The organism is Thermodesulfobacteriota bacterium (assembly GCA_039028315.1).
Taxonomy (GTDB): Bacteria; Desulfobacterota_D; UBA1144; order Nemesobacterales; family UBA2774; genus CR02bin9.
The window spans coordinates 1-12106 of the sequence record JBCCIH010000052.1; the positions used below are offsets into that span (position 1 = coordinate 1).

A 12106-nucleotide genomic window follows, 5' to 3' on the forward strand; every position below is an offset into this window, starting at 1 on the left:
AATCCTGCGCCCCCAACTAACCAACCTATAGCTGCGCCAACGCCAGCCCCGACTGCTCAGCCGACATCTCAGCCTACAAGTCCAACTCCTTTCCCAATACCAACTCAAGCCCCAAACCCAACACCCGCTCCAACACCACTTCCAACCGCGGCTCCCACGCCACGCCCCACCAGCTCACCTCCCGGAGGGTTAAATGATTTTCAATCAGAGGTTTTAGATTTAGTGAATAATGCCCGGGCGCAAGCAAGAAATTGCGGTTCAGATTTCTTTCCTTCAGCACCACCAGTGGGTTGGGATGAGAGAATACAGGACGCTGCTCAGCTTCATTCTGAGGATATGGCGGACAATCAAAACTTTAGCCATACAGGCACTAACGGTTCAGACACTGGAGACAGACTACTGATGCAAAACTATAATTGGAACTCATGGGGAGAGAATATTCTAGTAGGTTTAGACAACGCGCCAGACGCTGTAGACGCTTGGATAGGATCTTCAGGGCACTGCAGCATAATTATGAGCCCTTCGCTAAGGGAGGTAGGGGCAGGATTTGCTCAAGGAATTTTTCAGGGCAGAACATCCTTTTATTGGACACTCGTATTTGCAACAGAGAGATGAACTCTTAGTCCTGTTTATGTAATTCTTTTTTAAAGCGTTTGAAATTCTCGATATAATGCCTGGCAGAGTATTTGAGCTCCTCTACAACTTTCTCATCTACCTTTTTAATAACCTTTGCTGGTGATCCAAGAGCAAGTGAGTTATTAGGAATTTCCTTTCCCTGAGGCACTATGCTATTTGCTCCTATTATACAGTTGTTTCCAATCTTGGCGTTGTTTAAGATAACAGAGTTTATACCAATTAAGCTGTTGTCGCCTACTGTGCATCCGTGGAGCATAGCCTGGTGACCAACAGTTACTCCCTTACCGATATCAAGTGGGATTCCCCCGTCAGTGTGTATTACCACCGCGTCTTGAATATTTGTACCTTCGCCGATAGTAATAACATCATTATCGCCTCTAATCACAACATTAAACCATATGCTTACATCGTTATGGATCACCACTGAGCCTATAACTGTTGCATTGTCGGCAATAAAATAGTCCTCAGCCAATATTTCAACTTTCCTTTCTCCAAGTGAGTAGATCACGTTAGCTCCCAGTTTGTTGTAGATTTAAATCGCATATTTTTATTATAGCCCGATTAGATGAGCTTATGCCAGCCCTTAACTGTTTTTGCCAGGAACACTCTAAAGGTCGGGCTTGTTTTTAAATACTCATATATTTCATTCGCCTCATCCTCTTCTCTAAAAAGGGCAAATACACAAGAGCCGCTACCTGACATAAGAACTGATTTCAGCCCTAATGAGGAGAGAATCTCTTTGTATGCTTTTATCTCAGGATACAAAGCCATAGCCGCTGGCTCTAAGTCATTTTGGAGCGGCGGCTCTACATCCTTATTGTTAAAATCCTCTATGTGCTTATTAAAATCCTCATCACTAATCGTCTCAATCTGCTTTTGATTATTCAACTCGTCCCATTTTTGGTAGACCTCTTGAGTTGAGCTATGAATATTGGGACAAACAATTACGTAGTGAAATGAGGGAAATTCTCTAAGTGTCGTTATTTTCTCACCAATACCCTCCATAACTGCAGATTGTGATCGTATAAAAAAACTCACATCTGCTCCAAGTTGCGGGGCAATATTTGCCAATTCTTGCTCAGATAGCGCTTTGGTAAGTCTGCTCAAACCAACCAAAACTGCGCCTGCATTACTGCTTCCCCCGCCAAGTCCCGCTCCTTGGGGTATTTGCTTTTTTATGAAAATTTTTACTCTAGACTCAAGCCCGCTTGCCTTTATAAACAGATCCGCCGCTTTCCAAGCCAGATTATCACTGCCTTTGGGTATATCAAGACCATTTGAATCAAGATCTATGCCGCTTCCCTCTTCTAGCTCAATTTGAACCTCATCAAATAAGTTGACCGGTTGTATTATGGAGCGAAGCTCGTGGTACCCGTCTTGTCTTAACCCTAGAATTTCGAGGGTTAAGTTCACTTTTGCCGGCGATAAAAGCTTTATATAACTCATAAATCATTATTATTACCGATTATTTGTCTAAAGTTTATAGCCGTACGTATATATTTAAGGTTAAATCGTACAGTGCCCATATAGTTAAAACATAATAATTACAGTCACTTATCATAATTAGTCGCTAGTTTTAAGTAATATTCTTAAATTTATCGAAAAACCCCTTGACATTTAAAGTAAAATACTTTATTTTTATATACAGAGTTAAACAGCATACTTAAAAATCATCCTCCATCCTCCTTTAAGAGAACGGGAGCACTTCTTGAGCAAGAAGTTCTCCCGTTTTTCATTATATAACCATTAGAATCTATATAATATTAGGATTATTGAGTAAAGTTATCAATTATCTCAAAGCACCAGACATTTCCACTAATTTGAGGATATTTTGTTCATAAAACACAACAAATCCCCTATTTTGTTATTCGTGATTGTTATAACGCTAGCGTTATCTAGCTGTGTACTTTTTAGAATGCTTGAGCTAAAAGACCAGCTAAATGATTTTGAAACTAATTTTGACTTAAACGATGAGAGCGGTCTTACCCTCGTTTTAAAAAACCCAGTTCTTCTATCAGATGATGTAATGTGGCTTATGAAGGGTAGTCCCACATCAGTAAAGCTAAATGAGCAAGGCCAGCTCTGGACCTATGTATTCGTAAAACAGCACACTACCTCTCAAGATGAGGGGGACTCTTTCGATATCCCGATCTTAATGGTAATACAGGATGAAAAACTTACACAAGTAACTTTTCCAGAGCGTTTTCTAAACAACCTCTCGATACCACTTCTTAAACAAATGCTCTCTTCTATGGGCAACGCTGACGTGAGTAAGCTTAAAAAAACTGCAAGCTCAACTTATTCTGGAGAAGATATACAGGAGATTCCAACCGCAGACAATGTAATGGAAACTCTTGGTCAGCCCTATGAGATAGAAGTCATGGATGATAAGTCAAAACTTACTTATCTCTATTTCCTACAAGACGCGCAAGGTAATGCTACAAAAGATAACTTAAACTTAGAGCTTTGGTTTACAGCCGGAAATGAAGATAAAGTGCTCACAAGCGTTGGCGGCAAGATCAGAGGAATAAAATTATATTTAAATTTTGATACACCTCAGAACTGAATATTTATCTATTATCTGCTGACAGCCGAAGGCCCTTTGGCACAAGTACCCGCTCAGATAAATCGAACAGTCCTTGTACTAAAAGAGCAAGCACAGCAGCAGGCACAGCTCCTTCTAAGATCAGCCCAATATTGTCTAACCTTATTCCAGTTAAGATTGGCTGACCATATCCGCCGGCGCCAATAAGCGCGCCTAGTGTGGCAGTTCCAACATTTATTACTGCTGAGGTTTTTATTCCAGAGAGTATTGAGCGAGAGGCAAGAGGGATTTCTATCAATCTAAGTCTTGCAAAATCACTTAGGCCGAGTGCCTCTGCCGATTCTTTTATGTCGGTTGGTATATCCTTTAATCCTGAATATGTGTTTCGAACTATTGGTAGCAGGCTATATAGAAATAGTGCTACAATTGCCGGCACGGCCCCTATACCGAAAAACGGTATCATAAAAACTAAAAGAGCAAGTGAAGGTAGAGTCTGAATTACGCCCACTATTCCTAAAACTAACTGTCCGACTTTCTGGTTTTTATATGCGAATATGCCAAGAGGAATCGATACAATAATCGCCGCGCTCAGTGATATAACTACCAAAAATAAATGCTGAAGGGTGTTTCTGTAGAGCCTACTAAGAAATGTCTCGCTTACAGGTGTAGTGTCGGCCAAATTCTCATCCCGAAGATAGTTAGATGCTATTACGCTGTCGGTAACGCCCTGCAATTTTGACTGAGCATTCATATCAACCATTTGCTGCTCTGAGATATTGCCTTGCAGATTTAATATCGCAGAAAGTGCGTCGGGATTTTTGCTGACCAGATCACTTCTATAAAGTAGTACTGCGAAATAGTCCTTAAAATGTTCTTCGTTATCCTTAAGAACTTTTATATTGTAGTAAGATATCTCAGCATCGGTTGAATAAAGATCAACTACATCTATGTGGCCGCTCTCTAGTCCTCGGTAGGCTAGGTCATGATCTAGCCCGGTAACATTTTGCTGCGGGAGATCATAGGCTTTCTTTATACTCGGCCAGCCGTCTCCTCTATTTAGAAACTCGCTTGTAAAACCAAATTTAAGATCCGGATGATTTCTCAGATCGGAAATAGTTTCTATACCTAGCTCACTGGCTCTTTCTTTTTTCATACCAAGTGCATAAGTGTTATTAAAACCAAGAGGGTCACTCATTTCTATACTCTGTTTTGAAAGCTGTTCTCTTAGTTGCGCCTGGCTTGAGATGTCTTGTGAGGAGTGGATCTCCTGGGTGATTGTCCCCGTATACTCAGGATAAATGTCTATATCACCTGTTCTAAGCGCGTTCCATAAAACTCTTGTGCCTCCAAGCTCTTTTCTATAATTCACCTGGGCGCCTTTTGATTCTGCGAGCTGTGTTATGATCTCGCCCAATATTACAGACTCGGTGAATTTTTTGGAACCTACTTTGATCTCAGTATTTTGTTCTTCTGAACTTGTGCAAGAAATTACAAATAAACATATCAGAATTGCAAAGATCATTGGGAGATTTTTCACTATATATCTCCTAATGTGTCCAGATGAGTTCTCTGGGCGTTGATAAAGTTTGTTACAAAGGGATCAGCCGGAGTCTTGGCCAGATCATATATGGTTCCTTGCTGCACCATTCGGCCATCTTTTATCAGAACAATCTTGTCTCCAAAAAACGCAGCCTCTCCTATATCATGAGTGACCATGACAACTGTTTTTTCGAGTTTGGTGAATATTTGTTTTAGGTCTTTTTGAAGCTCACTCCTAATAAGGGGGTCCAAAGCTCCGAGGGGCTCATCCAAAAGCAGTATGTCGGGGTCTAGTATAAGGGCGCGCATAAGGCTAAGACGCTGTCTTTGGCCACCTGAGATTTGAATGGGATACCGACTCAGCGCATCCTGGGGATATTTTGTAAGGGCGCAAAGCTCTTGTATTCGCTTCTCTATGCTAGAGTCCTGCCAACCTAGATATCTAGCCATAAGTGAGACATTCTCATGAGCAGTTAGGTTTGGAAAGAGTCCGCCCTCTTGAATTACATATCCCATCTTGTGACGCAGATGCATTATGTTGCTTGGGTTTATTATTTCTCCATCAACACTGACTTTGCCGATGTCGGGTCTTATTAAACCTATAATTGTTCTTAAAATTGTAGATTTACCACATCCGCTCGGACCGATTAAGCAGGTGGTACTTCCGGTCCCAATCTCCAGATTGATATCATCAACGGCCAAATTCTCACCGTAGCGTTTGGTAATGTTTGTGAGGTTTATCACGGCTCCATCACTGTCTTAGAACGATAGGGCTTGATCATATTTTTTTGATAGAAATATTTGCTGTCTGCAAAATTCAATTTTGTTTAGATATGCTGATTTCTCTTTTTCATTATCAGAAAGTTCATGGGATTGAGATAGCTTTTCAATTGCTTGGGTAAATTCGTTAAGCTTTATATGAAATTCTGCCATTGAAGTATTAAGCGCCACTTTCCTTTCCGGATTATTTTTAGTATCTATTTGCATTAGTGCAGATATTGCAGATTTTGGCCCTTCAAAATCACAAATTAAGTATGCTCTTTCGAGTGCTATATTGATCGAGTCATCAATTTCCAGATACTGATCATACAGTGACACTATCTTTTTCCAGTCAGTGGATTCGTAGTCTTTTGATAGTGCATGACAAGCGCATATGCCTGCTCTTAGGTGGTATTCGCTGACCTGGGTTCCGCCAGCTGATTTGTTTATAAACTCTAGCCCTTCGTTAATAAGTCTTTTGTCCCACAGAAGGCGATTTTGGTTTTTTAGATCGGGTACCCTGGCCACATTATTAATTATTGCCCTTAATCTTGATGCCTTAAGAAGCATGTAGGCAATAAGCGCATAAGTCTGGGGCTTATCAGCCTGAGGTTGTTTTAATAGTTCCTTAGTTGACTTTATAACTTCCCTGTATTCATCGCGCTCTTCATAGTTTGTGCCCTTGTAAGCGGCCTCAAAACAAAGATTATACTTCTCATATTTTATCTTTAGTTCTTGAGCCAGAGTGGTGCTCTTGGTTTTTGATTTCATAGCAGCATGATCTAAATATATTGGATTTATTGAAGGATATTATATCAGAAAAGTCGCAACTAAGTAGCTCTTTTACCAACCCTGTGTTCCAGGCTCACCTTTAAACGGTCCTACAATATCATCTGTTATCCAGCCGCCGTAGAAATTTCCTGCTTGAGCCCTGGCCACCTCACCATCGACAAAACAAGCGTCCATACTCTGGGGGTAAATTGCAACATAGTTTTTTATTGCTTCAAATGATGGTGTAGGATTTGGGTAGTACCAAGCCCCATTTCTGACGATTTTGTCATGCACTTTAATATCGTAATATGAAGCTGCGCCCTTCCACTCGCAAAGTGAGCGGCCCTCACCGGGCAAAAAGTACTTCATCTCAATATCTATTGTTGGTATGTAGTAAACTGGTGGGCTTGAGGTTTCAAGCACTCTTTTTACATCTGAGCTGTCAGCTATCAGAATGTCATTAAAAAAAACTTCTATATGTTTATCACTATCTTCAAGCCTGGGGGGTCTTGGGTAGTCCCATACTGATTCTTGTCCCGGCCCCGGCTCTATTCTTTTTCTGCTCATGATCTTTATTGTACTTCAAAATAAAGGATGCCAAACTTATTATTTTTATCTGTCCAAACTTTTTTAAGTTCATATGAGTCCGATATCAGATTCTCAAAATCCTCAATACTATATTTGTATGAATATTCTGTCAGTATTGTCTCGCCCTGTGAAAATTCTATATCAGCCCCATCTATGTATACTCTTTGCTCAGTAAGGCTTTTAATGTGCATTTCAATTCTGCCGTGGTGCTCGTTATAAAATGCAAAATGTTCCCAATCTTCCAAAATGAAGTCAGATCCGTGCTCACGGTTGATCCTCTCTAGAATATTTAGATTAAACTCTGCCGTGATCTCTTTCTTATCGTTATAGGCATCCTCAAGAGTTTTAGTGTCTTTTTTAAGATCAACACCTATGAGCAGCCCAGTGCCGCTGCCAAGCCTTTTACCTATATCATTTAAAAATTTAGCTGCATAATCAGGCTCAAAATTACCAATAGTAGAGCCTGGATAATAAACCACTTTTTTAGATGGAGTAAATTCATAATTAGGAAGACTAAATGGCTGTGTGTAATCAGCTGATACAGGAAGGATCCTGAGCTCGGGATAATCACTCGCTAGAGTTTTTACCGAGCTTAATAGATGCTCCTCAGATATATCAATAGGCACATATCCCGCAGGATTTTTAAGTCCTGAAAGTAAAAGCCGTATCTTTTTACTGCTTCCGCTTCCAAGCTCAATCAAAAGACAGTTCTCACCAAGAACTGCGCAAATATCCCCAATATTTTCACTCATAATTGAGGTCTCGGTCCTGGTTAGATAATATTCTTCAAGCTCGCAGATTTCATCAAAAAGCGCTGAGCCTTTTTGGTCATAAAAAAGCTTGCTCGGAAGCTCTTTTTGCTCTTTGTTAAGACCGACTAGAATTTCTTCTAGTAGAGATTCTTTCTCTGGTTCAAATTTTTTTAATCTGCTAAGGTTTCTATTCATTTGATGTGAGGGATAAATTCTATTTGCCGTCTTTGGCTAGCCTTATTCCCATAAACTGCCATCTGGAATTTGTAGGGAAAAAGTTTCTGTAAGTTTTTCTTATATGTGATTTTGATGTTGCGCAAGAGCCGCCTCTTAATACCATTTGATTGCACATAAACTTACCGTTGTACTCTCCCAGTGCTCCAGGGAGAGTTTTATATCCGGGATATGCAGAGTATGAGCTTTGCGTCCACTCCCAAACATCCCCAAACATCTGCTTTAGATTGCCACCGTTTGAATTTTGATCCAAACCCACTGGATGAAAGTTCAAATTGTCTACAAAATTCCCATCTATTTCTATATCAGATGCAGCAACCTCCCACTCGGATTCAGTTGGAAGTCTTCCGCCTGCCCATCTGGCAAATGCATCTGCCTCAAAATAAGAAACGTGGGTCACTGGCTCGCTGGGCTCAATTTCTCTAAGGCCGCTTAGGGTAAACTGCATCCATGAGCCATTTTGCTCTTTCCAGTATAGCGGGGCTTTCCAGTTGTTTGTTTCAACAGTAGCCCAGCCTTCTGATAGCCAGATCTCAGGAGTCTTGTATCCGCCGTCGTCAATAAACTCCATATATTCCGAGTTTGTAATAAGTCTAGAACCTAGCTTATATTCATTTAAATAAGCCTTGTGCTCAGGGTACTCATTGTCATATCCAAATCCCTGTCCGGTGTTTCCGATTTCATAGACTCCTTCATTAAAACTAGTCCATTTAAGCTCATTTGTTGCCAATGGGTTTTTACCATTAGTATTAGCTTTGCGATATATAGGGTGCAGGGGATTTTCTGATAGCACATGTTTTATGTCTGTTACTATTAGTTCTTGATGCTGCTGCTCGTGATGAATTCCTATCTCTACGACTGACTCTATATCTTCCCACTCTTTATCGTTCGCATTCTCCATAAAATTAAGCATGCTCTCATCAACATGGTTTCTGTAGTTGTAGGTCTGTTCAACTGTAGGTCTTGATATAAGTCCTCTTTTCGGTCTAAAATGCCTCTCTCCTGCCTGCACATAATAAGAGTTAAACAGATACGCATACTGTTGATTTGGCGACTTGTAATCAGGGAGCACTTTTGATAATACAAACGTTTCAAAGAACCAGCTAGTATGAGCAAGGTGCCACTTAGTCGGGCTTACATCTGGCATTGACTGGACAACATAATCCTCTATTTCAAGCGGCTCGGCTAAAGTATGAGAGAACTCTCTTACAGCCTTATAAGAGTCTATAAGCTCCTGTCTGGAATGAGCTTTTTTGGTATTTTCATTATTTGGAGAAGATTGTTTAGATGCCATCCTTACCTCCAGTAGCACTTAGTAGATATACGAGTGGTCCAATCATCTAGATTTATAAAAATGCATATTAATTTTATTTGCTTATTGAACTAAGTGTAGCAAATAGTTTGCTTTTTTCAAAGCATACTCTATAAATGTTATGATTTTGTTAATAAATCGCGGGTTTCAATTCAAAATGCATCAAAAAAAGCAATTTTAGCATTTTTTGGAGGATGTTTTCAAAAAAAACTACCTTTTCCTTACCTTTTTCATTCTTTCTATAAGCTCTTTTATTTCCTGTGCTTTAACCTTCATGCTTACCCTATTAACAACTAATCGCGCGGTTATATCGGCAATTGTCTCATACTCTACAAGGTTATTTTTCTTTAGTGTCTCTCCGCTTGCGGATAAATCGACTATTACATCAGAAAGCCCGACAAGTGGGGCAAGCTCTACAGATCCGTATAGTTTAATAATCTCAGCGCCTACACCTAGCCTTGTGAAATGTTCATATGTTGTTTTTGGATACTTAGTTGCAACCCTTAGTGAGCGGTTCTTTGAGAAGTCAAACCCCTTTGGCCCTGCTACAACTAATTTGCATTTTCCGATTCTAAGATCAAGCGGCTCATAAAGATCGGTCTTTTCCTCAAGCAAAGTGTCCTTTCCTACTATGCCGCAATCAGCTGCTCCGTATTCTACATATGCAGGAATGTCTGTAGGTCTTATGATTAAAAACTTTAAATTCTGATCGGGAAACTCAAATATCAGTTTTCTAGAATCTTTTAAAATACTGCCTACTTTATAGCCGGCTTTGATTAAGACCTCTCCTGCCTCTTCTAGCAGTCTCCCACGCGCAATTGCAATTGTAATCATTCCTTCTCCCTCCAGATTCTAGCTCCTAAGTTTTCAAGTTTTTTATCAAGCTCCTCATATCCACGGTCTAAGTGATAGAGCCTTGATACTTCTGTCCTTCCATTTCCGGCAAGTCCTGCTAGTACGAGAGACGCACTTGCTCTAAGATCGCTTGCCATTGTCGGTGCTCCGCTTAGTCCCGGCACACCCCTTACAACAGCGCTATTTCCAACAAGCTTTATATCAGCGCCCATTCGCCTAAGCTCTCCGGCATGCAAGAACCTCTGAGGAAATATAGTTTCTGTTATGATGCTCAGTCCATTTGATATGCTCATAAGAGTCATCATCTGCGCCTGCATATCGGTTGGAAATCCAGGGTAGGGAAGGGTTGTGAAATCTACGCTGTTAATTTCACCAGTACCCTTAATCCTGATTCCGCTGTTCTCTCTTGTTATTTCTGCGCCTGCCTCAATCAGCTTACCGATTAAAGCACCCATGTTTTCAAACCTGCAGTTTTTAACCAGTATATCACCCTGAGTTAAAACAGAGCCGACTAAAAAAGTGCCAGCCTCAATTCTATCAGGCATAACTTCATATTCCTTTATTGGATTTAATTTCTCAACGCCTCTAATTGTGATAATATCGGTCCCGACGCCGCTAATATCAGCGCCCATCTGAACTAAGAAATTTGCCAGATCTGTAACCTCAGGCTCACATGCTGCATTAAGTATTACCGTCTCACCTTGTGCTAAAACGGATGATAGAATAAGGTTCTCTGTTCCCGTAACAGTTGAAACATCAAAGGGAATTACTCCGCCTTTTAACTTTGGCGCAATTGTCTCTACATATCCTTCCTGTATATCAATCTCAGCTCCCAGAATAGCTAGTCCTTTTAAGTGCTGATCAATTGGCCTCTCGCCAATGGCGCAGCCTCCGGGCATGGAGACTTTAGACCTGCCAAACCTAGAAGTAAGAGGGCCAAGAACTAGGACGGATGCTCTCATTGTTTTTACTAAATCGTAGGGCGCTTCCCATGTGTCCATGTTAGTTGAGTCAATTACCAATGTTCCTTTCTCAAACTCAACCTTTGCTCCCAAAATCTCCAGGAGTTCTATCATGGTTCTAACATCAGCCAAGTCGGGCACATTAGTGATCGTGTTTTTCCCCTCTGCAATTATGCATGCTGCCATAAGGGGCAGAACTGCATTCTTAGCGCCGCTAACTACAACTTCGCCTTCTAGTCTTTTTCCGCCTTCTACAATTATTTTTTCCATTTAGCTCTTACCACTCTCTGTATTCCATTTAGATCTTTTGTTATTGATATATCACTGTATCCATTTTTTTTAAACAACCTTTGCACTATATTATTCTGTCCCTGTCCAATCTCTATCATGCACCACCCGCCGTCTTTGAGCACTCTTTTTGAATCTGAAATAATTTTCTCTATATAAAGGAGCCCGTCAGTTCCTGCTACAAGAGCGCCCCGGGGTTCATAATCTCTAACTTCAGCTTCTAACACACAGAACTCTTTTTCGCTTACATACGGAGGGTTAGATACTACCACATCAAATAAGCTCTCCTTAATCGATTCAAGCAAATCAGATTTAAGAAACTTAACCTGCCCGCTCACTTGATGATTGTCGCAGTTCTCTTTAGCTATCATAAGCGCCTCTTCTGATATATCTGATGCCACTAAGCTAGCCTCACTGCACATTGCCGCCAGAGTTACCGCGATACATCCACTTCCTGTGCCAATATCTAAAATTTTAGGGCTATCAATATTGCTAATAATATTTAGCACTTCATCAACTAATAGCTCGGTTTCTGGTCTTGGTATTAATACAAAGGGGTTTACTTTAAACGATCTTGAGTAAAATTCCTTTTCTCCAACTATATAAGCTGCAGGCTCCCATTTTAGTCTTCTTTGTAGAAGATTATTAAATGTGTTTATTCCCTCGCGGTCAATTTGTTTTTCCCCCTGAGAGTAAACCTCAGTCATGCTATCTATGAGATTTGATTTGGCAAGAAGTAGATAAGACTCTAGACCAGGGGTTTGTACCGAGTTCTCACTTAAGCTCTGTTTTCCTATTTGATAAAGTTCTTTTAGCTGCATATTTCCTCTAATCCTAAAGCCATGAGTTTATCCGTCTGCACTAT

General features: G+C 40.5%; 13 protein-coding genes. 2 read left to right on the forward strand and 11 right to left on the reverse strand.

The window, feature by feature from the left end:
• Positions 1-615: CAP domain-containing protein (locus AAF462_04725; protein ID MEM7008420.1), on the forward strand; the 615-nt coding region annotated here is incomplete at its 5' end.
• Between the two features lie 4 nt (positions 616-619).
• Here AAF462_04725 and AAF462_04730 read toward each other — a convergent pair.
• Positions 620-1144: a gamma carbonic anhydrase family protein gene (locus tag AAF462_04730; protein MEM7008421.1), complete on the reverse strand. Its 525-nt coding sequence runs from the start codon at positions 1142-1144 to the stop codon at positions 620-622.
• A gap of 53 nt (positions 1145-1197) precedes the next feature.
• Entirely contained in the window at positions 1198-2082 is an 885-nt protein-coding gene (gene ispE / locus AAF462_04735) for a 4-(cytidine 5'-diphospho)-2-C-methyl-D-erythritol kinase (GenBank protein ID MEM7008422.1), read from the reverse strand.
• Between the two features lie 385 nt (positions 2083-2467).
• Between ispE and AAF462_04740 the strand changes: the two genes are divergently transcribed.
• Positions 2468-3202, forward strand: a complete 735-nt coding sequence (locus AAF462_04740) for a hypothetical protein (protein MEM7008423.1) — start codon at positions 2468-2470, stop codon at positions 3200-3202.
• Positions 3203-3206: 4 nt separating this feature from the next.
• Here the strand turns inward: AAF462_04740 and AAF462_04745 are convergent, their stop codons facing one another.
• The 9 genes from AAF462_04745 to prmC all read right to left on the reverse strand — a co-directional run bounded on the left by AAF462_04745 (position 3207) and on the right by prmC (position 12062).
• Entirely contained in the window at positions 3207-4703 is a 1497-nt protein-coding gene (locus tag AAF462_04745; GenBank protein ID MEM7008424.1) for a glycine betaine ABC transporter substrate-binding protein, read from the reverse strand.
• 14 nt (positions 4704-4717) lie between these two features.
• A complete protein-coding gene (locus AAF462_04750) occupies positions 4718-5464 on the reverse strand; it encodes an ATP-binding cassette domain-containing protein (protein ID MEM7008425.1) in 747 nt (248 codons plus the stop codon).
• 15 nt (positions 5465-5479) lie between these two features.
• Positions 5480-6250: a DUF6596 domain-containing protein gene (locus AAF462_04755; protein MEM7008426.1), complete on the reverse strand. Its 771-nt coding sequence runs from the start codon at positions 6248-6250 to the stop codon at positions 5480-5482.
• Between the two features lie 72 nt (positions 6251-6322).
• The gene (locus tag AAF462_04760; protein ID MEM7008427.1) at positions 6323-6817 is read right to left on the reverse strand and encodes a DUF427 domain-containing protein; all 495 of its coding nucleotides are present in this window, start codon (positions 6815-6817) and stop codon (positions 6323-6325) included.
• Positions 6818-6822: 5 nt separating this feature from the next.
• Entirely contained in the window at positions 6823-7785 is a 963-nt protein-coding gene (gene egtD / locus AAF462_04765; protein ID MEM7008428.1) for an L-histidine N(alpha)-methyltransferase, read from the reverse strand.
• Positions 7786-7804: 19 nt separating this feature from the next.
• Complete coding sequence (egtB, locus tag AAF462_04770; GenBank protein ID MEM7008429.1) at positions 7805-9118, reverse strand: ergothioneine biosynthesis protein EgtB; 1314 nt, start codon at positions 9116-9118, stop codon at positions 7805-7807.
• A 228-nt stretch (positions 9119-9346) separates the two neighbouring features.
• Positions 9347-9970 carry an ATP phosphoribosyltransferase gene (gene hisG, locus AAF462_04775; GenBank protein ID MEM7008430.1) on the reverse strand — a complete coding sequence of 208 codons (624 nt, stop codon included), beginning with the start codon at positions 9968-9970 and terminating at the stop codon, positions 9347-9349.
• Entirely contained in the window at positions 9967-11223 is a 1257-nt protein-coding gene (murA, locus tag AAF462_04780) for a UDP-N-acetylglucosamine 1-carboxyvinyltransferase (protein ID MEM7008431.1), read from the reverse strand. The genes hisG and murA overlap by 4 nt, the downstream gene beginning before the upstream one ends.
• A complete protein-coding gene (prmC, locus tag AAF462_04785) occupies positions 11211-12062 on the reverse strand; it encodes a peptide chain release factor N(5)-glutamine methyltransferase (protein ID MEM7008432.1) in 852 nt (283 codons plus the stop codon). Before prmC ends, murA begins: the two co-directional genes overlap by 13 nt.
• Positions 12063-12106: the final 44 nt, after the last annotated feature.